General features: G+C 33.7%; 26 protein-coding genes. 10 read left to right on the plus strand and 16 right to left on the minus strand.

The features are described from left to right. The first annotated feature begins 53 nt into the window (after positions 1-53). A complete protein-coding gene (locus CELAL_RS13740; RefSeq protein WP_013551505.1) occupies positions 54-821 on the plus strand; it encodes a M48 family metallopeptidase in 768 nt (255 codons plus the stop codon). Positions 822-899: 78 nt separating this feature from the next. On the opposite strand, the gene CELAL_RS13745 is transcribed toward CELAL_RS13740, so the two are convergent. The 4 genes from CELAL_RS13745 to CELAL_RS13760 form a co-directional block, all read right to left on the minus strand. Beyond that, the gene (locus CELAL_RS13745) at positions 900-2000 is read right to left on the minus strand and encodes a glycoside hydrolase family 5 protein (protein ID WP_013551506.1); all 1101 of its coding nucleotides are present in this window, start codon (positions 1998-2000) and stop codon (positions 900-902) included. A gap of 94 nt (positions 2001-2094) precedes the next feature. Continuing rightward, positions 2095-3234, minus strand: a complete 1140-nt coding sequence (locus tag CELAL_RS13750) for a peptidylprolyl isomerase (RefSeq protein WP_013551507.1) — start codon at positions 3232-3234, stop codon at positions 2095-2097. A 10-nt stretch (positions 3235-3244) separates the two neighbouring features. Next, positions 3245-3793, minus strand: coding sequence for a gliding motility-associated peptidyl-prolyl isomerase GldI (gene gldI, locus CELAL_RS13755; RefSeq protein WP_013551508.1), 549 nt, complete (start codon positions 3791-3793; stop codon positions 3245-3247). After that, entirely contained in the window at positions 3793-4809 is a 1017-nt protein-coding gene (locus CELAL_RS13760; protein ID WP_013551509.1) for a DHH family phosphoesterase, read from the minus strand. Before CELAL_RS13760 ends, gldI begins: the two co-directional genes overlap by 1 nt. A 75-nt stretch (positions 4810-4884) precedes the next feature. Here CELAL_RS13760 and CELAL_RS13765 point away from each other — a divergent pair, with 75 nt between their 5' ends. After that, the gene (locus tag CELAL_RS13765; RefSeq protein ID WP_013551510.1) at positions 4885-5928 is read left to right on the plus strand and encodes an alkaline phosphatase D family protein; all 1044 of its coding nucleotides are present in this window, start codon (positions 4885-4887) and stop codon (positions 5926-5928) included. A gap of 80 nt (positions 5929-6008) precedes the next feature. Further along, the gene (locus CELAL_RS13770; RefSeq protein WP_013551511.1) at positions 6009-6425 is read left to right on the plus strand and encodes a nucleoside-diphosphate kinase; all 417 of its coding nucleotides are present in this window, start codon (positions 6009-6011) and stop codon (positions 6423-6425) included. A gap of 51 nt (positions 6426-6476) precedes the next feature. Here the strand turns inward: CELAL_RS13770 and CELAL_RS13775 are convergent, their stop codons facing one another. From CELAL_RS13775 to recF, 5 genes are all read right to left on the minus strand, one after another. Then, positions 6477-9836 carry a DUF3427 domain-containing protein gene (locus CELAL_RS13775; protein ID WP_013551512.1) on the minus strand — a complete coding sequence of 1120 codons (3360 nt, stop codon included), beginning with the start codon at positions 9834-9836 and terminating at the stop codon, positions 6477-6479. Continuing rightward, positions 9829-10227 (minus strand): (deoxy)nucleoside triphosphate pyrophosphohydrolase, encoded by a 399-nt coding sequence (locus CELAL_RS13780; protein WP_013551513.1) that lies wholly within the window; start codon positions 10225-10227, stop codon positions 9829-9831. Before CELAL_RS13780 ends, CELAL_RS13775 begins: the two co-directional genes overlap by 8 nt. A gap of 19 nt (positions 10228-10246) precedes the next feature. Beyond that, positions 10247-10543 (minus strand): DciA family protein, encoded by a 297-nt coding sequence (locus tag CELAL_RS13785; protein ID WP_013551514.1) that lies wholly within the window; start codon positions 10541-10543, stop codon positions 10247-10249. Beyond that, on the minus strand, positions 10543-10965 hold the full coding sequence (locus tag CELAL_RS13790; protein ID WP_013551515.1) for a hypothetical protein: 423 nt from the start codon (positions 10963-10965) through the stop codon (positions 10543-10545). Before CELAL_RS13790 ends, CELAL_RS13785 begins: the two co-directional genes overlap by 1 nt. Before the next feature lie 506 nt (positions 10966-11471). Continuing rightward, a complete protein-coding gene (gene recF / locus CELAL_RS13795; RefSeq protein WP_013551516.1) occupies positions 11472-12557 on the minus strand; it encodes a DNA replication/repair protein RecF in 1086 nt (361 codons plus the stop codon). A 124-nt stretch (positions 12558-12681) separates the two neighbouring features. Here recF and CELAL_RS13800 point away from each other — a divergent pair, with 124 nt between their 5' ends. The 7 genes from CELAL_RS13800 (at position 12682) to CELAL_RS13830 (ending at position 19040) form a co-directional block, all read left to right on the plus strand. Further along, entirely contained in the window at positions 12682-13458 is a 777-nt protein-coding gene (locus CELAL_RS13800) for a tetratricopeptide repeat protein (protein WP_013551517.1), read from the plus strand. 2 nt (positions 13459-13460) lie between these two features. Next, positions 13461-13943, plus strand: coding sequence for a 6,7-dimethyl-8-ribityllumazine synthase (gene ribH, locus CELAL_RS13805; protein ID WP_013551518.1), 483 nt, complete (start codon positions 13461-13463; stop codon positions 13941-13943). 360 nt (positions 13944-14303) lie between these two features. Continuing rightward, on the plus strand, positions 14304-14534 hold the full coding sequence (locus CELAL_RS13810) for a hypothetical protein (protein WP_240927747.1): 231 nt from the start codon (positions 14304-14306) through the stop codon (positions 14532-14534). Further along, a complete protein-coding gene (gene mutL, locus CELAL_RS13815) occupies positions 14534-16387 on the plus strand; it encodes a DNA mismatch repair endonuclease MutL (RefSeq protein WP_013551520.1) in 1854 nt (617 codons plus the stop codon). Before CELAL_RS13810 ends, mutL begins: the two co-directional genes overlap by 1 nt. Continuing rightward, positions 16388-17143, plus strand: a complete 756-nt coding sequence (locus CELAL_RS13820) for a rhomboid family intramembrane serine protease (RefSeq protein WP_013551521.1) — start codon at positions 16388-16390, stop codon at positions 17141-17143. It abuts the gene before it with no gap. Positions 17144-17149: 6 nt separating this feature from the next. Beyond that, the gene (locus CELAL_RS13825) at positions 17150-18016 is read left to right on the plus strand and encodes a rhomboid family intramembrane serine protease (RefSeq protein ID WP_013551522.1); all 867 of its coding nucleotides are present in this window, start codon (positions 17150-17152) and stop codon (positions 18014-18016) included. A gap of 166 nt (positions 18017-18182) precedes the next feature. Further along, complete coding sequence (locus CELAL_RS13830; RefSeq protein ID WP_245529632.1) at positions 18183-19040, plus strand: endonuclease/exonuclease/phosphatase family protein; 858 nt, start codon at positions 18183-18185, stop codon at positions 19038-19040. Here CELAL_RS13830 and CELAL_RS13835 read toward each other — a convergent pair. From CELAL_RS13835 to CELAL_RS13865, 7 genes are read right to left on the minus strand one after another with little or no spacing between them, the layout of a single operon-like run. After that, positions 19026-19352, minus strand: a complete 327-nt coding sequence (locus CELAL_RS13835) for a DUF6122 family protein (RefSeq protein WP_013551524.1) — start codon at positions 19350-19352, stop codon at positions 19026-19028. The genes CELAL_RS13830 and CELAL_RS13835 overlap by 15 nt on opposite strands. Beyond that, complete coding sequence (locus CELAL_RS13840) at positions 19345-19980, minus strand: WbqC family protein (RefSeq protein WP_013551525.1); 636 nt, start codon at positions 19978-19980, stop codon at positions 19345-19347. Before CELAL_RS13840 ends, CELAL_RS13835 begins: the two co-directional genes overlap by 8 nt. Before the next feature lie 9 nt (positions 19981-19989). Further along, positions 19990-21690 (minus strand): signal peptidase I, encoded by a 1701-nt coding sequence (gene lepB, locus CELAL_RS13845; RefSeq protein ID WP_013551526.1) that lies wholly within the window; start codon positions 21688-21690, stop codon positions 19990-19992. Between the two features lie 32 nt (positions 21691-21722). Beyond that, entirely contained in the window at positions 21723-22424 is a 702-nt protein-coding gene (dapB, locus tag CELAL_RS13850; protein WP_013551527.1) for a 4-hydroxy-tetrahydrodipicolinate reductase, read from the minus strand. A gap of 5 nt (positions 22425-22429) precedes the next feature. Beyond that, positions 22430-23056: a DUF5683 domain-containing protein gene (locus tag CELAL_RS13855; protein ID WP_013551528.1), complete on the minus strand. Its 627-nt coding sequence runs from the start codon at positions 23054-23056 to the stop codon at positions 22430-22432. Next, complete coding sequence (locus tag CELAL_RS13860) at positions 23046-23951, minus strand: ParB/RepB/Spo0J family partition protein (protein ID WP_013551529.1); 906 nt, start codon at positions 23949-23951, stop codon at positions 23046-23048. Before CELAL_RS13860 ends, CELAL_RS13855 begins: the two co-directional genes overlap by 11 nt. Then, positions 23951-24724: a ParA family protein gene (locus CELAL_RS13865; protein WP_013551530.1), complete on the minus strand. Its 774-nt coding sequence runs from the start codon at positions 24722-24724 to the stop codon at positions 23951-23953. Before CELAL_RS13865 ends, CELAL_RS13860 begins: the two co-directional genes overlap by 1 nt. Between the last annotated feature and the right edge of the window lie 208 nt (positions 24725-24932).

Consider the following 24932-nt stretch of genomic DNA (forward strand, 5'->3'; position numbering starts at 1 on the left):
ATAATTGCACTTTTAAAGTTAAATTTGAAACTTAAATAATTAAACCATAGATAATGAAAACAAGTATTTTGATGGCTGTTTTTGCTTTAGGAACAATTAGTTTACAGGCACAATTCGGTAAAATATTAAAAAAAGGAAATGTTGACGCAGGAAAAAAAATGGTAGCTGCTGCATCTCTATCTGATGAGGATATGGCAAAGTTGTCATTAGAATCTGTTGTTTGGATGGATGAAAATAATCCTGTAGGGGAAGCAGGCGATCCGTATGCAGATCGTTTGGCAAACTTGGTAAAGGGTTTTGAAAGCGAAGATGGCCTAGATTTAAACTATAAAGTATATTTAGTAGTAGACATTAATGCTTTTGCTACGCCTGATGGTAGTGTACGTGTTATGGCTGGATTAATGGATTTAATGACAGATGATGAAATCTTAAGCGTTATTGGTCATGAAATAGGGCATGTAAAATTAGGACACTCAAAAGAACGTTATAAATCTGCTTACAAAATTTCTGCAGCTAAAGATTTAGCGGTTGCCAATACAAGTTCTGGTAAAGTTTTAGCCGATGGAGAAATTGGTGGTTTCGTAGAAAATGTATTAAATGCACAATTTTCACAGACGAATGAATCAGAATCTGATAAATACGGATTTGAGTTTTTAGTACGTCATGATTTAAATTACCATGCTATGGAAGGTGCTTTTCAGAAACTAGCTTCGTTAAGTGATAATGGAGGTAAAGGTTCTTTAACTTCTTCTCATCCAGGTTCTGCAAAACGATCTGAGAGAGCTAAAGAATGGGCTGAAAAAGAAGATGCTAAGAATTAATTAGAATTCTATAGTATAGAAAAGCTCCTTACAAATTAGTTGTAAGGAGCTTTTTTTATGTGTTAATTTAACCTCTTCTTAGTAGGTAGGATTTTTTTCTAACATTTCTGAACGGACTAACTTTCCAGAAACAGTAAGCTCACTTTCAGCCCAATTTCCTGAGCCACTAGCTCCTGGTGTTAATGCAGCGGCACTCTCATTTTTATCTGCAATAGACCAATTACACCAAGAAATTTTATTTTCGTCTAAATAGCTCCACCACGTATTGGTAGACGCTTCATCAATATACCCATTTCCAGAAGCTTCTGTAACACCATACTCCGTAACAAAAATGGCGATATCATTGTTTAAAGCTATTTGCGCTATCTCTCTTAATTCTTCTTTATGGGTAGAAGCATAGTAATGTAAGGTGTACGCTACATTTGCGTCATTAATCTTATTACCTACCACTTCATCTACACGTTGAGACCAAGTTCTAGTACCACAAATAACAAGATTGTCTGGATCATACTTTCGTATCTCTGCGATGATCGTTTCGTGGTACGGTTTTAAAACTCCAGTCCATGAAACATCTAAAGGCTCATTATACGTTTCATAGATAATATTTGGTTGGTCTCCGTATTTCTGAGCAACTTCTGCAAAGAAAGCTTTAGCCTCAGGGATATGATCTTCTGCATGGTGGCTATGCCAATCTACAATTACATAGATACCAGCATTTATAGCAGCATCTATTACAGCAAATACTTTGGCTTTTTCAGTAGCAGGGTTGCTGATGTAGCCATCTGCATCCTCAACACCCATAGCAGCTCTAACTACGGTAGCATTCCAATCTGTTTGCAGCCAGTCCACCGTTCCTGTGGTGTAGTATTGTCCCATCCATTGGCTCCAAAATAAAGACATACCTCGTAGTTGAATAGGATTGTTGTTCTTATCTACAATTTTGTTTCCTGAAACACTCAGCTGTCCATAAGCTTCCACAACATTGGTAGCTGTTGCTGTATCAGTTTCAGGTTCAGGGGTGTTTTCTGGTTCGGGAGTAGCGGGTTCTTCATCCGTAGCATCTGAAGTTTCTTCGGTGTCTACAGGGTCAATAATTTCAGGCTCTGCATCGCTGCTACAGGAGACTATAAAAAATAGGCTTAAAAATACTGTTTTGAAAAGGGGAATTCTCATCATCATTATGTGTATAGGTTAAGGGCTAAAGATATAGTAAATAAAAAACACCTGCATAGTGCGGGTGTTTTTCTATTTTTTAGTAAAAGAAGGTTTTTAATTACTCCCCAATACTTACCATTTCTAAATCGAAAACTAAATCAGTACTAGCAGGTATTGGACCACGACCAGATTCGCCATAGGCTAAATGCGAGGGAATAAAAACACGTATTTTTTGACCTACTTTCATGGTCATTACAGCTTCTTTGAAACCTGCAATCATTGGTGCATCCATGCTTATTTGCATTGGCATTGGCTCATAGCCACCTTGATCTCTTCTGTTGAAGTTAAATTGGCCATATAAGGTAGATGTTTCTTCAACGTTACTATCAAACAAACGACCATCTTCAAAATAACCGGCATAATATAAATTTGCAGTCTGACCAACTTTAGGTTTATCGCCTGTTCCTTCCTCTAGCGTAAATATCTTTAAACCAGATGCAAGAGTTTTTGCTGTTTTTTTCTGACCTTCTATAGCTTCAACGAAACTAGATGTTGCAAGATTTAATTTTTCTTCGCGTTCTGCTTCTATCCTTAAGGCTTCTTTTTCTCTTACTTCTTCATCAGCAAAATATTGTTTCATTATGGCAACAGCATCAAATTTTCTAGCTTCTTTACCATTTCTGATAATTTTCACTTTGTTCATGATCACCGCATCAACAGGCTTGTTATTCTGGCCTACAGCTACATTAGCAATACTATCGACTACTTCTATTCCGCTAACAACCTCGCCGAAAACAGTATGTTTGTTGTCTAGCCAAGGTGTAGCTTTATGGGTGATAAAAAACTGACTCCCATTTGTTTTAGGTCCTGAATTAGCCATAGAAAGAATTCCTTTTTTGCTGTGGCTTAAAGAATCTGCAAATTCATCAATAAAACGGTATCCAGGGTTTCCCATTCCACTTGCTGTAGGGTCACCACCTTGAATCATAAAATCTTTCATCACACGGTGAAACGTAAGTCCGTCATAATAATTTTTACCTTTTAAGCTATCGGTCACAAAAGGATTTTTTCCTTCGGCAAGAGATACAAAATTAGCAACAGTAACTGGTGTTTTGTCAAATTCTAATTTTACAATGATATCTCCTTGTGTTGTTTCAATATCTGCAAAGATACCATCACCTAAATCTGCCGTTTTACTAGATTTACAACTGCTTACTAAAACAGTAGCTATAAGAAATAAACTAAGAATGTTTTTCATTTTTTTAAGACTATTTATTTGTTGTGTATTTATCAATTTTTAAAATCTCTACTGATGATTTAATAGGGGTATTCGGATTAATTTTATTGTCATCTCCGTGGTATCCAAAAGCCAATGAAGACGGAAAAAGAAAAGTAGCCTTTTCATTTTCTCGCAAAAGGGTAAATGTTTTTCGTAGGCCTTTAAATAAGCTAGGTTTATTCACCTTTATATGTTGTATTCCAATTTCCTTTGCAGAATAGATGGTGTCATTAGTAAGTGTCATGATGTTGTAGGTTAGTGTAACCACATCTTCTTCTTGGGGCAGGTAGGGTAAAGAATCATTTTTAGTTTCATAATAAAACCATGATCCAGTGGTGGTTGGTATATAGGTATGTGCAGTATCTTTTTTTACCAACCCAGCTATAATTTTTTCTTCTAGTGCTAAAAGGTCTTTATTACGCTCTACTGTAGATTTTATAAGTTTTGGTGTAGAAACACGAATAGGTCTGCGCGCAACAGGCTCTTCACAGCTAATAAAAAGTAAAAAAAAGGCGCTTAAATAAAACAGATATTTCATTACTTGGTTAATTCTTTTAGGTGTTTCGGTAGCAAGTTTACAAAATAGTCTGCAGTTTCTTTTAAAGATAAGTCGCTTTTTCCTCCAGCAGCATTATTATGTCCGCCTCCATGAAAATAAGCACGCGCAAATTCATTCACAGAAAAATCGCCTTCAGACCTAAATGATATTTTGATAATACCTTCCTCTTTATTTTCAATAAAAATTACGGCAAAACGTATTCCGTTTAACGTAAGTCCATAATTTACGAACCCTTCCGTATCTCCTTTTTGATATTTATAAGTATCAAGCTCGTCTTGACTTAAGGTGATATATGCGGTATTAAATTCCTCTAAAATCACCATATTTTTTAGGGCACAACCTAAAAGATGTAATCTACTAGGAGAATTGGTATCATAAACTAGATTGTGTATGCGGGTGTTTTCTGCACCTTTATCAATAAGTTCTGCAACAATTTTGTGTGTTTTACTGGTGGTAGATGAAAATTTAAACGACCCAGTATCCGTCATAATTCCTGTGTACAGGCAATTTGCAATTTCTGGCGTAATTTTAGAGGTATCGTCTAAATAAGCAATAAAATTATAAACCATCTCGCAGGTAGAACTCATCGTAACATCAGAGTAGGTTACCAAAGCATAATCAGAAGGCTCTTGGTGATGATCAATCATAATAAAAGTAGCTGTAGCTTCTTCTAAAAAAGAGTGCATTTGACCTACTCTACCTAAATGATTAAAATCTAAGGTGAAAATTAAAGTTGCTTCTGTAATTGCTTTTTTAGCCTGTGAGTTTTCTGCCTCAAAATTTAAAATATCAGCACTGCCAGGCATCCATTTTAAAAACTTTGGCGCATCATTAGGACTAATTACGGTAGCGTCTTGCCCATTGTTTTTTAGGTAATGCCAAAGTCCTAAAGTAGAACCAATAGCATCGCCATCAGGGTTTTTATGTGGTATAATAACAATTTTTTGTGGAACGCTAAGTAGCTCCTTTATTTTACTGATGTCCTCTGAATTCATGGCGACAAAGATACTATTTTATACTATAGTGGTTATATTGAAATTGCTATTTTTGTAAGGAAACAATATTTGAAAATGAAGAGATTACAAAACATATTTTATGCTGTGTTTATTTTATTCGGATTTTCCCCAGGGAAGGCTCAGACAGACACAACGGCTATAGCTACAACTAAGATGGCAGATTTTACGATTGCTTTTGGTTCTTGTAATAAAAATTCTATCCCTAATTTATTGTGGGATGATATTTTAAATACCCATCCCGATGTATGGATTTGGGGAGGTGATAATGTGTATGCAGATACGGATAACATGCAGAAGCTTCAGGAATTTTACGAAGCGCAAGAAAATGTTGAAGGATATAAAAAATTAAAGGAAAAAGTTCCTGTGATTGGTACTTGGGATGATCATGATTACGGTTTAAATGATGGTGGAGTAGAGTATAAATCGAAGAAAGAAAGTCAGCAAGTATTCCTAGATTTTTTTAAAGTACCTAAAGGGAGTCCACGTAGAGCCCAAGAAGGCGTGTATGCTGTGCATAATTATGAGACGCCTAAAGGAACTGTAAAAGTAGTGGTGCTAGATACACGTTATTTTAGAACGGCGCTTACTAAAGATACGGTAACTAAGAAAAGAACAAAACCGAATACCTATGGGGAAGGTACTGTTTTAGGAACAACACAATGGGAGTGGTTAGCGAATGAACTGAATACCAGTACGGCAGATTTTAATATTTTAGTGAGTAGCATACAGGTATTATCTAATGAGCATGGTTTTGAAACATGGGGTAATTTTCCGCATGAAGTAGATAAATTACAAAAATTGATTGCTGATTCTAAAGCAAAAGGCGTTGTGGTGCTCTCTGGAGACCGGCATATTTCTGAATTTTCAAAAACGCCTATTGAGGGGGTAGCATATCCTTTGATAGATTTTACGAGTAGCGGACTTACCCATGTGTATTCTTCCTATTCAGGAGAAGCCAATCCATATAGGGTAGGAGCGGTGGTTTCTGAGGTAAGTTTTGGTACTTTGAGTTTTAATTTTGAAACCAGTCATATTATTTTCAAAATGATAGGCGATGAAGGTAAAGTCTTGGGTATCTTGGAACAAGGGTTTAAATAATCGTTAACTTACCTTCAGTTTTTTATTAATCTATTGTAGAATGTATTTAAAATAGTACTTTTGCACAAAATTTAAAGAAAATGACAAATAGAACATTTACAATGCTTAAGCCAGATGCTGTTCAAAACGGACATATTGGTGCTATTCTAGACAAAATTAATGCTGCTGGTTTTAAGATTGTAGCTATGAAATATACGCAATTAAGCAAAAGAGATGCTCAAGCGTTTTACGCTGTTCATAGTGAGCGTCCTTTTTACGGAGAATTGGTAGACTTTATGTCTAGAGGACCAATCGTTGCTGCTATTTTAGAAAAAGATAACGCTGTTGAAGACTTTAGAGCTTTAATTGGTGCTACTAACCCAGCTGAGGCTGCGGATGGTACTATCCGTAAAATGTTTGCTACGTCTCTTGGTGAGAATGCAGTACACGGTTCTGATAGTGATGAGAATGCTGCTATAGAAGGAGCTTTCCATTTTTCTGGAAGAGAGATTTTCTAAGGAAAATAACATAAGATATATGAAAGGCTACTCAGTGATGAGTGGCCTTTTTTAGTTTAGAACTTTAATAAACTCGCCAATAACCCTCATTTCATTACTGTTGTCTTCATTGATAAGGATATTTTTAAAATTATCATTATAAGAGTTAGGTTTCAATATAATTGAATTGTGCTGCCAACCTTCTTCTGTAATAATCTTCTCACTCGTATAGGTTTTGATGGTAAAAGCAGAATTAAAATCAGGGTCTAGGGCATCTCTGTTTTCTATGAGTAAAATTTTTCCATTGCGAGAACCGGTTACGTTTTTTTTGAATAAACATATTGAGTTATTTGGAATGATCTTGTTCATTGATTCTCCTATAACTTTACATGCGAAAAATTCTTGTGTAGCAAATCTTTCTTGCACGGGAAGCAAACTGTAATCTTTTTCATCTTGCATTTCACTAAAGCTACCAGCTGCTGCGTGAAAATCATATAGAGGGATTGTGAATTCAGATACTTTTCCTTCTTCTTTTGATTTTATTTCGAAATTAAGATTATTTGGAGCGAGTTTCTCTTCTTTTACTGCAGTTATGTAATTGTATAAGTCGTCTTTTACTGGTTGTTCTAATTGAAACTTAAAATGTACGACAGGTTTACTTGATTCAGGCATTTCTGCTTGTTGGATAGAATTCTTTATAATTGATACATCTCCCATGAAGTAGAAGTCAGTTCCTTCTGCATCTTCTTTTTTTACGAATAATAATATCCGCTTTGAAGCGACTACATTTTTTATTTCTTGACTTGATAATTTTCTGTTTGACCGGGATTCCCATGCGAAAACCGATGGGGAAACGAAGTAGTCATTATACTTTATGGTGTCTTCAATATCATCAGATTTATGATAAGTTACAAAACAAGGAGTAATTTCATTTCTTGTTCTGTAACCGTATACAGTACTACTAACATCATTTTCCCAGTTCAATAATCTACAAACATCTTTACGACTATATTTATTGAAAAGAAGCAATCCATCTCTGTAATAATCTTTGTTGAAATTTTTATTGAAGGTGTGTATTGAGTAAGTTATAGAATCAAGTAAGAACTCCTTAAAAGTAGTGTTTGAAAGTAAAGTAATAAATTCATCATAAAATTTGAAAGTTCTATTTTCTATAAAAATAATTTTCTCTTCCTTTCGGATAAAGCTGAAATTAATATTTGAAATACAGGATTTTATAGTTTCAGCACTTGGTTTGTAGTGATATTTCTCAAATATCAATTCATTTAAATTTGAAATACTTAACTCGTGATTATTTAATAGTTCCTTTAGAATAATACTTTCTTCAACTCTTTTTGCGTTGTTAATTTCTTTTGAAAAAAGCTCTAATAATCCAGAAAGATTTTTGTCTAAAAATTTATCAAATGTTTTGTCTACTTTGTTGATGAAATTAAAGTACGACTTCGAGTATTCAATGAATGAGAAAGGCTCTCTCGCTTCATTGTTTACAAAGTCCATCATCATGGGAATACGTCCAATCCTACTTTTTAAATTATTGTAATCTATTTTTAGATCAGATAACAATTGCATTTTCGCTGAATCAATGGAAGCATAGATTTTTTCTTTAGTGATTTCATCAAAATTAATAGTTGATTCTCCTGGAATCATACTACTACCCTCAGAAATTAATTTTCTTATTTTGTCTTTATTAAAGGAGGTGTCTCCATATAAAGCTATTGGTATTAAATAATTATTTTTATAGTTGCCAATAAAATCAATGATTGTTAAATAATATTTGTTGTCTGTCTTTCTTAATCCTCGTCCTAATTGCTGTATGAATATTATTGCAGATTGGGTTGGACGAATCATTATGACTTGATTGATTTTTGGTATATCAATTCCTTCATTAAAAATGTCAATAGTAAATATGTAATCTAATTTTATTGCTAAATCATCACTTTCTAATAATTCAATGGCATTTGTTCTTTCCTGTTCTGAACTATCTCCTGTTAAAGCAACTGTCTTGTATCCTTTTTGATTGAATTTATCTGATAATTCTTTGGCTTCATCTTTTTTGGAGCAAAAAATTAAACCTCTTGTAATTCCATTATCAGAACCATAAAATTCAATTTTAGAAATAATTTTACTAACTCTTTCGTCGGCTGTTAAAAGTCTGAAGTCTGATTCATTTTCAAGTATTTCATCATTAACAGATAAATCTGTGACTCCATAGTAATGAAAAGGAATAAGCATATTCTCTTCCATAGCTTTATTAAGTCTTATCTCATAAGCTATATTGTGGTCATATAAGGTATAAATGTCTTTATCGTCTGTTCTATCAGGTGTTGCAGTCATCCCAAGAAGAAACCTTGGGTTGAAATAATCTATTAATCTAATATATGAATCTGCTCCAGAACGATGGGATTCATCAATAATAATGTAATCGAAGAAATCTTTTTCAAATTGTTCTAAATGGTTTGATTTAGAAATTGTTTGTACAGTTGAAAACAAAAAGTCTTTGTCAAGTTCTCTTTGTTGACCAGAGTACAGACCCATTGTTCTGGTGTCTCTAAAAATAGTTTGAAAAGTTTTCATTGCTTTTTTTGCAATGTTTAGTCTATGAACAACGAATAAAAGCTTTTTAGGATTAAAATCTTTGGCATCAAAAGCTGCTAAATAGGTTTTACCTGTTCCGGTTGCCGAAATTATAAGCGCTTTATTATTTAGTTTTCTTAAGTTTTTTAAATTCTCTAATGCTTCAGTTTGCATAGAGTTAGGAGTTATTTCTAAATTTAACTCTTTTGATAATTCTTCTTTACTTTTTTTATATACTAGCGATTGCTTTTTGTATATGTCTTCATATTTTTCAATATAAGTTTCATCTACAATTTCGCCTATTTCAAAATCATCTTGAAATTCGTTAATCACTTTATCTACTAAGGAGCTTGAGTATCTTGCTGAAACTTTCATATTCCACTCTTTATTAGTAGATAATGCGGATGAAGTTAAATTACTACTTCCAATAACTAAGTTGTAGTATTCAGAGTGCTTAAAAATATACCCTTTGGAATGTGAGTCTTCTTTGGTTATTATTTTTAATTCTATATTTTGAAATTGTAAAAGTCTTTTTAACGCTTCGGGTTGTGTGAAGTTTAGATACTGAGAAACAAGGATTTTTCCTTTTACACCTTTTTCTTCAAGTGTTTTAAATGTGTTTATTAAAGTAGCAACACCGCTTGTTGTAACAAAAGCAACAGATATATAAAAGCTTTCGCAGTTTTCTAATTCTTTAATAATAGTAGTTAGAACTTTCTTTCTAGGAATTTTTCGATTGACAAGTAGTTCTGGTTGATATAAAGCGTCGGATTCTAAGGATTTATCAATGAACCCAGTTAATAGGCTATCTCTAAAATCATTATTAAATATTTTATCCATGCTCAATTAATCTATTAACTATAGGGATATCTGCTGCTGCCCAGTCTAATTTTTTTAAATTTTCTAAAGAGAGCCATTGAGAAGAAATATGTTCATTTAACTGAATTTCACTTTTATCAGATAAACATTTGAAAACATGCATTATTAATTTGAAGTCTGGATACTGATGATTGACTGTTAAATATAGTTCATCCATAATGATTGGTATGAAGTTTAATTCTTCTTTTAATTCTCTATATAGAGCATCATTTAATGATTCCCCATTTTCTACTTTTCCTCCAGGAAATTCAAATTTTTCGGAAATATAAGTCAATTTGTTTTCAGGTCTTTGAACGCACAGAATCTTATCTTCAAAATAGATTATTGCAGCAACAACTTCTATCTCTTTCATTTCTTTTCAAATTTATAATCTATCGCAACACCAACTTCTTCACCACTTCTTTTTTTAGTTCTTCATTAAGCATGGAAATAATTTTAGATTTTCCGAGGCTTAATTCTGACCGTAAAACAGAGGAAGAGAGTGACACGAATAAGGTGTCTCCGCGTAATTCTATAGCCGTGGTATAATTATTAACGCCATTCCCCATAAGATTGGTCCATGCTTCTCTAACATCAACCCTATCTATACCTTTCTGTAGCTTGTTGGTGTCAATAAAGTCTTGTAAAGCTTCACTTAATGGAATGTTTTCTCTGCGTCTTTTAGCCATTATTTGCTAATGTTTATCGGTTCGTAGCGTTTGTAAAAGTACGTGATATTATCTTCACTAGTGACTGAAAACTGATCTTTAGAAATGGATTTTAAGGTTTCTGTCCATTCGCTAATAGCTGTCTTGTACGTTAGCAAATAAGAGTCTCCTGTATGGAAAATCGTAAAGGTCTCAGCATCATCACTTGTCGTGTAAGTGCCGCTAAAATTAGGTTTCATTTTTTTTCTAAATCCTTTTAATCCGTCTAGTTGAATGTAATCAATTGTTTCATTCACTTTATATTCTTTCTTTTGTCCGTCAGAGAGTGTTACTTTCTCAATTTCCCAATACCCGTTTAAGCCAGACAATTGCGCTTCTGTAATCTTTTCAGAACAGGAAGTGATTAGGAATAGGAATACTATGGCGCTTATATTTTTTATCATTGCGTTGCTTTTTCTAGGATTGAACTTTTTTATTTGGCATCTGTTCTCGATACTATTTTTGTTACGTTGCCCTGCACAAAAATCACTCGAACTGACATGGTTTTTTATTTTGAACTTGACACTTGCACTTGATTCTTACCCTTTTTTATTTGGCATCTGTTCTCGATACTATTTTTGTTACGTTGCTCTGCACAAAAATCACTCGAACTGACATGGTTTTTTATTTTGAACTTGACATTTGGACATGATTCCTACACTTTTTTATTTGGCATCTGTTCTCGATACTATTTTTGTTACGTTGCCGTGCACAAAAATCACTCGAACTGACATGGTTTTTTATTTAGAACTTGACATTTGGACTTGATTCTTACCCTTTTTTATTTGGTATCTTTTCTCGATACTATTTTTGTTTTGTTGCCCTGCACAAAAATCACTCGAACTGACATGGTTTTTATTTTGAACTTGACATTTGGACTTGATTCTTACACTTTTTTAATTACCATCAATTAACTCCCTAGCTTAAACATCTTATAAGATTGATGAATGTTTTTTATAACATTTTCTGTTCTGTCAGCATGTGTATCACTTATAAAGAGCTGTCCGAAATTTTCATCATTAACCAAGCTGATAATATGACTCACCCTATTTTCGTCTAACTTATCAAAAATATCATCTAATAATAAGATAGGAGTAGTGCTAGATTGTTCTTTGATAAAATGAAATTGTGCTAGTTTTAAGGCAATCAAGAATGATTTTTGTTGTCCTTGGCTCCCAAATTTTTTTATAGGATGCTCGCCCAAGTCAAAATTTAAATCGTCCTTATGGATTCCGACACTCGTGTATTGTATGGCCCTGTCTTTCTCTATGTTTTTTTCGAGTAATTCTAAAAGGTTTGTTTCCAGTATCTTACTGTCATAAATCAAAGAGACTTCTTCGTTTCCGCCAGAAATAACTTGGTATTGTTCTTTAAAGATAGGAATAAAGGTTTCTAAAAAAGCAACGCGTTTGTTAAAAATAACAGTGCCATAGGTGGTTAATTGCTCATTGTATACACTTAAGTTTGTTTTATCAAATGTGTGGTTTACCGCAAAATATTTTAAAAGCGAATTCCGTTGGCTAAGAATCTTATTGTATTTAAGTAAAGTTTGCAAGTAGTCTTTATCGGACTGAGAAATTACGCCGTCTATAAATTTTCTTCTGGTATCACTTCCTTCTGTAATTAAATCTCTATCGGAAGGCGAAATAATGACAAGAGGTAAGAATCCAATATGGTCAGAAAGCTTGTCATATGCTTTGCCATTTTTCTTGATAATTTTCTTCATGCCTTTTTTAAGACTGCAGACTATTTTTTCTTCTCGGTCTAATTTTTCGAAGTTTCCTTCGATTACAAAGAAATCTTCACCGTGTTTTATGTTTTGAGTGGCTATGGGGTTAAAATAACTTTTACCAAACGATAAGTGATAAATGGCATCGAGGATATTTGTTTTTCCAATTCCATTCTGACCAACGAAACAGTTGATTTTGCTGTCAAAATCGAAATTTTCGGAACTAAAATTCTTGTAATTTATAAGTGATAATTTCTTCAGAAACATGCTCTGTAGCCCTAATTTTTAGATTGAATAATAGATGAAGGTGCAAATTATCGAAAAATAACGAATAAGAAGCTTCCGATTTTGAATAAAAACTTTATTTTTGCCCGATTATTAAAATTAAATAATGGCTACATACAAGAAGCGAGGATATAAAGCAAAAGAAGTAAATATTGATTCTACAGACGAAGTTGAGTTCAATGAACAAGACAGTACAACGGCTGAGGTTTTTAGTACCTTAGATGAAGGTGCGAATAAAACTGAAGAGTGGGTTTCTAAGAATCAGAATTATATTCTTGGCGTTATTGGTGCAATTGCAGTAGGGGTCTTAGGATATTTAGCCTATGATCAGTTTGTAAAAAAACCACAAGAGGCAGATGCTGGGAACGAGATGTACTATGCAATGCAGTATTTTAATGAGGCTTTACAAAACCCAGTAGCACAAGATTCATTATACAATTTAGCACTTAAAGGTGGTAATGGTAAATATGGTTTAATTGATGTTATTGATAACTACGGTGGTACAGAAAGTGCAAACCTTGCTTCTTATGCAGCGGGTATGTCTTACTTAAATACTCAGAAATACCAAGAAGCTATTGATTATTTAAATGATTATACAGCTCATGATGCTATTACAGATGCTATAGCTAAAGGAGGTATTGGTGATGCATTCATGCAATTAAATCAGCCAGAAGATGCTTTAGGGTATTATGAAAAAGCGTTAAGTGCAAATACAAATGAGTATAGTACACCGATGTTTTTACAAAAAGCAGGTATCGTTGCTCTAGAATTGAATAAAAATGATGCTGCTTTAAAATATTTTGAAAGAATTAAAGTAGAATTTGCAAAATCTCCAGAAGCTAGTTTGGTAGATGCTTACATTGCAATGGCTAAAAATAAATAAGTATGGCTACAGCCAATAATAATTTATCGGTTTACGATAAAGCTACAATCCCAAATGCGAAAAATTTTCGATTTGGGATTGTTGTTTCTGAATGGAACACGAATATTACAGAAGGATTGTTTAACGGTGCTAAAGAAGCTTTATTAGATTGTGGCGCTTTAGAAGAAAATATTATCCGTTGGGATGTTCCCGGTAGTTTTGAGTTAATATTTGGTAGCAAAAAAATGATAGCAACACAAAATGTTGATGCTGTTATTGCTATTGGAAGTGTAATTCAGGGCGAAACGAAGCATTTCGATTTTGTATGTGAAGCTACAGCACAAGGCATAAAAGATTTGAATATACTGACGGATACTCCTGTTATCTTTTGTGTTTTGACCGATAACAATCTTCAGCAAGCTATTGATCGTAGCGGAGGTATACACGGTAATAAAGGTACTGAAGGCGCGATTGCGGCAATAAAAATGGCTGCCCTAGGGAGATAGTTGTTAAATATTAAGTTAGAAGTGTAGTACGGAAAGTATTACGTCAGAATATTGATTACTAATAGAACTAAGGTTTACTTCATATTTTAAATAGTATACAGAAAGGTCCTTGAGGCCAATATAAAGGTTCTAATTTGTGCTTTTTACAGCACACAATATAAGTCTAAACGAGCATGATACATAACGCTGTATTTCATGCTCGTTTTTTTTTGATGTGAATGTTAACAATTTTTAGCATTGGAATTCAGGTGGAGTCCTGTATTTGTAGTATTTTTGATGCTGAATAATAACATTCTTATCTTGAGATTAAAAGGATTTAAACTTCGAACAAATACTAGTTTTAAATACGTACCACGTTACATGGAGAACGATGGTGTGGAGAATCCTTATAAATTTGATTCTAAATTTTCCAAATATAAAGATGCATCCGTTTCTGGCGATTTTCGCGGCAGTTGGGGAGAAGCACGAAAAGCAGGGAGAACTAAAGGAAATAGAGATATTAACTTTAGACTAATTGCCATTATTGCGGTGCTGGTTTTTATAGTTTGGTGGTTTTTTGATTTTGACTTATCCCTATTTACTAGATTTTAATGGCTGACATAATTCAACTTTTACCTGACCATGTTGCAAATCAAATTGCTGCTGGCGAGGTGGTGCAACGACCTGCTTCGGTTGTAAAAGAACTTTTAGAGAATGCTATTGATGCTGGTGCAGATGCTATAAAATTGATCATTAAAGACGGTGGTAAAGCATTGATCCAAGTGGTAGATAATGGGGTTGGAATGAGCGCTACAGATGCGCGTTTGAGTTTTGAACGCCATGCAACATCAAAAATTAAAAGTGCAGATGATTTGTTTTGCTTGCATACGAAGGGGTTTAGAGGCGAAGCACTTGCTTCTATTGCTGCAATTGCACATGTAGAGTTGCTTACCAGAACAGCAACCGATGAAATAGGCGTACAATTAAAAGTTGAGGGTAGTAAAATAAGTTCTCAAGAACCAACGGTAACCCCTAAAGGAACTTCGTTTTGTGTAAAGAATCTTTTTTTTAATATTCCTGCTAGACGTAATTTTTTAAAATCTAATCAAGTAGAGTTTCGGCATATTACCGATGAGTTTCATCGGGTAGCTTTAGCGCATCCAGATATTCAATTTCATTTTTACAATAATGGGAGTGAAATTTTTCACCTTCCTAAGTCTAATTATAGACAGCGTATTGTTAATGTATTTGGTGCTAAAACTAATGAAAAGTTAGTTCCCGTAGAAGAAGAAACACAAGTAGTTAAGATTTCTGGCTTTATAAGCAAACCAGAATTTTCTAAAAAGAGTAGAGGAGAGCAGTTTTTCTTTGTAAACAATAGATTTATCAAGAGCCCCTATTTGCACCATGCAGTGGTTAGTGCTTTTGAAGGCTTAATAAAATCTGAAAATCATCCAGGATATTTTTTATACCTAGATGTAGACCCAGCTTCTATTGATATCAATATACATCCAACAAAAACGGAGATAAAGTTTGATGATGAGCATACGGTTTACGCCTTATTGCGTTCGGCTATTAAACATGCTTTAGGGCAATTTAATGTGGTACCAGCTTTAGATTTTGAAGCAGATCAGAACCTAGAGACCCCTTATAATTATAAAGCAAAGTTAGCAGAAGTACCAAGAGTCTCTGTAGATGCTAGTTTTAATCCTTTTGCAGACGATACTCCTAAAGCCAGTCATAGAGCTTCTAATTATGAGAAGCCTAGTGCTAAAGGATGGGAGAATATGTATGTTGGTTTGGAGTCTAAGGTAGGTAAAGAAGCAGATTTTAGTAGTGTAAGCTTTGAGTCTGAAACGATTACCGGGTCTATTTTTGATACAGGAACAGAAACTATAGATTCTGTTTCTACCACGTTTCAATTAAAACGTAAGTATATTGTAACTACGATTAAGTCTGGAATGATTATTATAGACCAGAGTAGAGCGCACCAACGTGTTTTGTATGAAAATTTCTTAAAAAATATTACGATAAAAGAAGGGGTGAGTCAGCAATTACTTTTCCCTTTGCAATTAAATTTTTCAATAACAGAGGTAAATATCATCAAAGAAATAATTGATAGCTTAATAAATTTAGGTTTTGCCTTTGATGCTATCGATGAAGAAAATGTTTTAATTTCTGGAGTACCTTTACTGGTGCCAGAAAGTGAAGTAGGAATGGTATTAGATCAACTTATTTCTGACTATCAGATGGATACTCCTGAAGATAGTTTCTCTCAGTCTGATATTGTGGCTAAAACCTTAAGTAAAACTTTAGCCGTAAAAACAGGGGAACAATTAGATAGTGAATCGCAATTGGCACTGGTGAATAATTTATTTGCGTGTAAGGAATTTAAGATTAGTCCGTTTAATAAACCAATATATATAACCCTTACGGGTGAAGATATAGATAAAAAATTCTTTTAAATGATTAGAATTACTGAAGCGGTAAAGCATTTAATTATCATTAATGTATTGTTCTTTGTTGCCACACTGGCCATAGGAGATCAAATGTATGAGTGGTTTGCTTTGTGGTTTCCCAAGAATGAAAATTTCCGAATTTGGCAAGTAATTACCCATATGTTTATGCATGGAGGTCCAGCGCATATTCTTTTTAATATGTTTGGTCTTTGGATGTTTGGTTCTTCCGTAGAAGAATATTTAGGGAAGAAACAGTTTCTATTTCTGTATTTTTCTGCAGGATTAGGTGCGGCGTTATTTCAACTAGGTTTTTACTATTATGAATATTTACCAATTCATTCAGAATTGATAAATCTTGGGTTAACTAGTGATCAGATCGTAGATATGATTAGTACGAATAGAACTATTGATGGATTGAGTGAGGTACAAGTCTCTAAGCTACAAGAGGCTTTTCCTATCTATAGAAATACGTACTTTGCATCTATGGTAGGTGCTTCTGGGTGTATTATGGGTGTTTTAGCAGCCTTTGGTGTTATGAAGCCTAATGCAGAATTAATGTTGATGTTTTTGCCGATACCTATAAAAGCGAAGTACTTTATCCCTGGGATTATTTTATTAGACCTCTTCTCTGCACTTTCGGGAAAATCATATTTTAGTCCTAGCAATACCGCTTTTATGGCACACGTAGGGGGTGCTGTTGTCGGATTTATTATGATGTGGTATTGGAAAAAAAATTCGTTTAATAAGAATCGTTGGGACTAATATAATATGGCAGTAGATTTAAAGTATCAGTTTGCGCGATTGAATATTGCTGAAAAGCTTATTGTAGTTAATGTAGTGATCTTTATCATTACCCGATTGGTAGCCGTACTTTTTAGTATAGAACCTGGTGTTATTGTGCATTGGTTTGAGCTTCCTAAAGATTTTGGAACCTTTATTTTACAACCTTGGTCTATCGTTACATATGCCTTTTTTCATGGTGATTTTGGTCATATTTTTTGGAATATGGTAATGCTATACTTTACAGGAAGAATATTTATGAACCTTTTTGGGGAGCGTAAATTTGTAAATGTATATTTCTTAGGTGCTATTTTTGGTGGACTCTTATTTATACTGAGTTATAATATATTCCCAGCACTCATTGGTTTAAATAATTCTTTAATTGGTGCCTCTGCTGCGGTAATGGCGGTACTTATTTTTGTTTGTACCTATACGCCAAACCAAGAGGTAAGGGTCATATTATTTAATGTAAAGCTTTGGCATGTAGGGGTAGTTTTTGTACTTATAGATTTATTTTTTATAGGTGGAGGCGTTAATATCGGAGGTAGATTATCTCACCTTGGTGGTGCATTTATCGGGTATTTTTATGCGAGCCAACTAACTCAAGGGCGTGATATTGGTTCAGGATTTTCTAAAATGTTAGATAGTATTCAAAATCTATTTAAAAAAGAAAAGAAGGCACCGTTAAAAACGGTATACAGGAAGCCAACTTCAAATGTGAAAAATACGGTAGTATCAGACCAAGTAAAACATCAAAGGCAAATAGATATTATTTTAGATAAGATTAGCAAATCTGGATACGAAAGTCTTTCTAAAGCAGAAAAAGACTTTTTATTTAAAGCAGGAAAAGAATAACTAGGTGCGTATACAGACTTTTTTTAACAAGATTTTTTTTGGACTTAACATTCTTCTTGGAATATTACTTCTGTTATCTTGTCTAGTACCTTATATTTCTATAGAAACAGTTCCTTTTATTGCTTTTTTTAGCCTAACAATCCCTATACTAGTACTATTAAATTTATTGTTTTTATTAGGTTACCTCTTTGGGAGAAACAAAAGAGCATTATTTTCTTTCTTTGTACTGCTAGTTAGTTATGTATCCTTAAGTTCTTTTTTTAAACTTCGTTTTTCTAATCCTACGGATACCACTGCAGATTTATCTGTAATGACGTTTAATGTTCGTAGTTTTAATAAAAATATGAATATAAAAAACACCGCAGTTTTTGAAGAAACTTTGGAGCTTATAACTACAGAAGATCCCGATATTATTTGTTTTCAAGAGTTTTATTACAAAAAGCAGAAAGATTTTAAGAACTATAAATACATGTATTTAGAGTATATAAAAAATCCTGGGAAAGTAAAACTTGGTTTCTATTCTAAATACCCTATTATCAATAAAGGTTTAATTAATTTTCCAGAAAGTCCTAATAATGCAGCTTTCGTAGATATAGTGGTTAAAAACGATACTGTGCGGGTTTATAATCTTCATTTAGAGTCTTTACGTGTAATCCCAGATAAAGATATTATTGCCCAAGAAGAGTCTAAGAAGCTGTATAGGAGGCTTACTAATTCATTTAAGAAACAACAACAGCAGGCACAGATAATAAAAGAACATAAAGATAAATCTCCTTATAGAGCCATAATCTGTGGAGATTTTAATGGCACGCAATATTCTAATGTCTATAAAACTATTCGAGGAGACATGCAGGATACCTTTCAAGAGAAAGGCTCTGGATATGGGAGAACATATAATTTTAGATACTACCCCGTTCGTATAGATTTTATTTTAGTGGAGGATAGTTTTAACGTGTTGTCGCATAAGAATTACAACGTAAAATTGTCAGATCATTTTCCTGTAATGACCTCATTCAATTTCTAATTGCATTAAATAACAGTCTGTAGTATCTGCAAGCATATGCAGCAAGAGTGTAATACCGAAAATTCTCGTCTTTTTAAAGAACAGTAATCCAAAATAAAAAACGATAGCCCAATATTGATGCAAAAAATGAAAGTTGATGCTACACCTATTAGGATCAAAAATTCGTGCAGCAAATAGATGATCTACATCAATTAAAATAGCCGCTAAGAGTATGATGATAGCACGAGCTCTATCTTCTTTCTTAAAAAAAATAAACCCTATGGCAATAGGTATTATAAAATGAATTCCGTAATGGATTAAAAACCTAAGCATCTAAAAAGTCAATAGCAATATGCTCTAAATACGTTAAAGCATTGGTGCCTTCATTAAAAAGTAAATCTAGAATACTTAAATTTTCTATAAAACCATTTCTGTCACCAAAAACTTGTACATAAGGTTCTAAATTTATTTTCACATTGTTTTTAGCACTAATTAAAGCACGAGCATCTATGTGGTGGCTGTCAACTGTTTTATGAAATACACTTGTATGTGTGGTGGGCATCTCTAATTGCAAACAGTCGCAAATAATCTCGATTGTTTTAAGATTAAATTCTAACAAAGAATCAAATGTATTGGTGTACAATACGGAGATTTCATCTTCATAAAATTCAAAGAATGGAGATGTTCTATAAGCTGTTTGTAGGGTTCGCCAATGTTGGCGTTGCCAAGCATACTTATTATCAATTAATACCTCTGCATATGCATTTGTTCCTTTATTTTTTCCGCTGTGTTTTATAGGAATACTTAAGGTATGAAAACCTCGGTCATTAGCTATATTGCAACGATTTCTGAAACTCTGCTTTTGGTAATTGCCAGATACCTCCCAAATAATTTCTTTCTGAGCAATAACCGCAAAATTGGTCAGGTTAAGAAAATAACCTGGATGCATTATAACCTTCATAAGTTTGTTTTATTCTTTTTTAGCTTTCTTCTTTTTTCTATAAAAATCAAAACCGAAATAAGCTACTAAAAGGATCAAGAAATATTTGAAATAGGAGGTAGGTTCACCATCACCACTCACGGTTGTGAACACGCGTTCCCAACGAACATTCCAGTTTTTAAATCCTTCTGTAAAGTGATCAATACTCATCCAGATGAATATAGGCGTACCTACTATATGGTCTTCAGGAACATATCCCCAAATTCTACTATCTTCAGATCGGTGTCTGTTGTCTCCCATCATCCAATAATAGCCTTGACTGAAGGTGTATTGGTTGGTAACAGTGCCATCAATGCTAATCTGATTGCCAGAAGCACTAAGCGTATGATGTTCGTAATCACGGATGATTTTTTTATAATACGGTAAATTTTCAAGCGTAAGCTTTACCGTTTGTCCTTTTTCAGGCAAGTACACTGGTCCAAAATTATCTACTGTGCCTTCTAAGTTTTTATTCTGAGGGAAAACAGCTGTACTTGGATTATGTTCGCTAAAACGAAGTACTTCTGTAATGCCAGATTTGCCTACTAGAGCAGCTGCTTCAGCATCGGTCATATTAAACAATGCCATATTCTTTACATTCTCTGCTTTCAGGAATGAAGCGACATTGTTGGCAGAAAAGTTACCTGTGTAGTAATTGTAGGTAGCATCAGACTTTATAAATTCAAGAGAAGTTCTAGTCTTTAAGATTTCTTCTGCTTTATCTTGTAATAAAGCTTCTTTAGCGATTCTAATAATTCCACCTGCGTAATTTTGCATTCCGCCCGCTAATTCAATTATAGTATTGTCAATTTCTTTATCCGCAATTACGGTATGGTAAAATTGTGGTTTTGCTCTATCTGAGAGTACCAATTTTTTTCCATTGATAAATACATCGCCATTTATGACAGAAAGTGAATCTCCAGGAGTACCTACACAACGCTTTACATAATTAGATTTTTTATCAACAGGCTTTATAACACCCTTGTCCTTTTTGAAAAATTGATATACCGTATCTGCAGGCCAGCTAAACACAACAATATCATTCTTTTTTACCTTTTTAAAACCAGGTAGTCTAAAATATGGTAATTGTGGTTTAGTTAGATAGGATTTGGTGCCTATCACAGGAAGGGTATCATGTACCATTGGAGCTGCAATAGTCGTCATAGGGGTTCTTGCGCCATAATGGAATTTACTTACAAATAGAAAATCACCCACCAGTAATGTTTTTTCTAAGGAAGCCGTAGGGATTACATAGGGCTGTACAAAATAAGTATGCACAATACTAGCGGCTACGACAGCAAATACGATAGAGCTAACCCATTCGCCAGCTACCGTTTTTGGTTGCAAGCTTCTGTTTTCAATATAAGTTACGTCTAGAGCGTAATTGACATAGTAGGTATAAAAACCTAAAGTAAGTAATACTAACCAAGTATCTAGTAAAGAGTTTTTACCAAAACTACGGATAGTCTCTACCCATATTACAGGAAACATTAAAAGATTAATGATAGGAATGAATAGCAAAACTACCCACCACTTTGGGCGGTTGATGATTTTCATCAATACGATTGCATTATATACAGGTATTGCTGCTTCCCAACCTTTTCTTCCGGCTTTAATATATAATTTCCAAGTTCCTAAAAAATGAATTACTTGAATAATTAGTATGAATATTAACCACTGCGTTCCGTTCATTATGTGTTTTTATTTAATGCTGTATTTTTTTGTTAATCAATGTGTAGTACGTCTTTCATAGAGAAGACGCCGTGTTTACCAACAATCCATTCTGCGGCTGTTAAAGCACCTAACGCAAAACCTTCTCTATTATGTGCTGTGTGTTTAATTTCTATGCTATCTACATGGCTTTCGTAGGTTACACTGTGTGTTCCAGGAACAGTAGCTTCTCTAATAGCTTTTATAGGTAATACGTGCTCTTTAGTAGCATCTAGTTCCCAGCTTTTATAAGAGGTATTTTTGATAATACTTTCTGCTAAAGTAATTGCCGTACCGCTTGGGGCATCTAATTTTTGAGTATGATGTATTTCTTCTAAAGAAACATGGTAATCTCTAAGATTTGCCATCATTTTGGCTAAATAGTCATTCAGCTCAAAAAATAAATTTACTCCTAAGCTAAAGTTTGATGCATAGATAAAGGCGCCATTATTTTCATTACATAAAATAACCGCATCTTCATAATGGTCTAGCCAACCAGTGGTACCACTAATAATGGGCGTATGGTTTTCTAAGCATCTTTTTATATTATTAAATGCTGCGGAAGGCTGACTAAAGTCTATAGCGACATCAATAGTAGAAAAATCAATTTCTGTATCATCAGCATCTATTTTTGCTACTATGGTGTGGTTTCTTTTTAGAGCCAAAGACGCTATCATTTTTCCCATTTTCCCATAACCAAACAGTGCAATTCTCATGTTTTTTAAAATTTTATTGTTAGTGCCATTCCATAATTTGGTTGGGCGGTAATTTCATTGTAATCTAAATAAGGTTGAAAATCTACACTTAAATCATCATCAACATTAAACTGTTTTAAGTGAGAGTCTACATTGGCATCAATAATATTTAATACATATAAGCCAATAGTAACCAAAACCATTAAATCGCGATCTCGTTGGTAATTTTCTTGTGCATTTTGTAAGTCTCCAATGTCAAATTCAGGAAACTCGTCATTCGTGAAACCAGCCTGTCTGCTTTTAAACGCCGTTCTAAAACGCTTGTAACTCTTGTTGTTAAAATCGTATGCGTAGATGCTGGCTCCTAATGCAGCATATACAATAGGTACTTTCCAATATCTTTTGTTATAGACTTGACCCAATCCAGGGATAATTGCAGAATAAAATGCTGCTTTAGCGGGTGCTAAAGGGTTTATTTCTATCCGTTTTTTAAAAACAGAGTCCTGAACAACAATACCCTGACTTTTTAAGTTGGTTTGTATGCTATCTAATTGTTTGTCTTCTTTTTGCACAGTTTTTTCCTCCTCTTGTGCGAATGTTACACAAGTAAAGCCTACAAAAAACAGTATAAAAAATATAATTTTATTCACCAAGAATTAATTTTTTAATACGCTCAAAATCCTCCTTAGAATTAAAAGGGATTGTTAATTTTCCTTTTCCTTTATCAGTAGCTTTAGCTTCAACCTTTACCGATAAGTATGAATTAAAATCATTCAAACTATTTTCAATAAAGCCTGGAGTTTTAGCTGTTTTTGGGGTGGTTTCTTTTTGGCTGGTACTAGGGTTTTGGTATTCTTTTACCGCTTTTTCGGTATCGCGAACAGATAGATTTTCGCTTATTATTTGCTCGTATAATGAAAGCTGATCATCTTTTTTATCAATGTTAACAAGAGCTCTACCGTGTCCCATACTCAGAAAACCATCTCTAATTCCGGTTTGAATAATAGGGTCTAATCGTAATAAGCGTAAATAATTGGTAATTGTAGAACGTTTTTTACCAACACGTTCACTCATTTTTTCCTGCGTTAATTGTATTTCATCAATTAGACGTTGGTAAGATAATGCAATTTCAATAGGGTCTAAATCCTGCCTTTGGATATTCTCTACCAAAGCCATTTCTAAGGATTCTTGATCGTTAGCAATACGGATGTATGCAGGGATGGTTTCTAAGCCTATTAATTTAGATGCTCTAAATCTTCGTTCCCCAGATACTAATTGGTATTTGTTAAATTCTAATTTACGTACTGTAATTGGCTGAATAACGCCCAATTCTCTAATAGATGAAGCTAATTCATGTAAAGCCTCATCGTTAAAATTAGAACGTGGTTGAAAGGGGTTAACCTCAATAGCCACTAAATCTAACTCTACAATATTACCAACAACTTTATCTGCATTTTTGTCTGATGCAGTTTTAATATCATTTTCAGGGTCTTTTAATAACGCAGATAGACCTCTACCTAATACTTGTTTTTGGGTTGCTTTCGCCATTATACTTTCTCCTTGTTTTTGTTTAATACTTCTTGTGCTAAGCTCAAATAATTTTCTGCTCCTTTACTTGAGGCATCATATTTTATTATACTTTCTCCGTAACTAGGAGCTTCACTCAAACGAACATTACGTTGGATGATGGTGTCAAAAACCATTTCGCTAAAATGCTTGCGAACCTCTTCTACCACTTGATTTGAAAGTCGTAAACGAGAATCATACATTGTTAATAACATTCCTTCAATATCTAAATCTGGATTGTGAATACGTTGTATGCTTTTAATCGTATTTAACAGCTTACCTAGGCCTTCTAATGCAAAATATTCACATTGAATAGGAATGATAACAGAATCAGCAGCTGTTAAAGCATTCAACGTAAGTAAACCTAAAGACGGCGCACAGTCAATTAAGATATAATCGTATTTTTCTTTAAGCGACAAAATACTTTTTTTCATCATATACTCCCGCTCTTCCTTATCTACCAATTCAATTTCAATCGCAACTAAATCAATGTGCGCCGGAATTAAATCTACATTAGGAGAAGTGGTTTCAATGATAATTTCTTCTGCAGTCTTCGTATGTTCTAATAGTTGGTAAGTACCTATTTCGATACTGTCAACATCAATACCTAAACCAGATGTTGCATTTGCTTGGGGATCAGCATCTATTAAAAGTACCTTTTTCTCTAGCACGCCTAGGGCTGCGGCTAGATTTACAGTTGTAGTGGTTTTGCCTACACCACCTTTTTGATTTGCTATGGCTATTATTTTGCCCATAATATAAAGTAAGTTAGGGGCTAAAATACGATTATTTACATTGCTAAAAAATGTATTTTGTTAACAGTTCGTGAATAAACGTAGCTTATAGCGTTAAAAAAAGTTAATATTTTTAGTTTGAAACATACAATATCCTAGATTTTAATAAATAACTTAAGGTATTGTATTGATAATCAAACATTTTTAAAATAAATAGAGAGATGAACGG

This window comes from Cellulophaga algicola DSM 14237, assembly GCF_000186265.1.
Taxonomy (GTDB): Bacteria; Bacteroidota; Bacteroidia; order Flavobacteriales; family Flavobacteriaceae; genus Cellulophaga; species Cellulophaga algicola.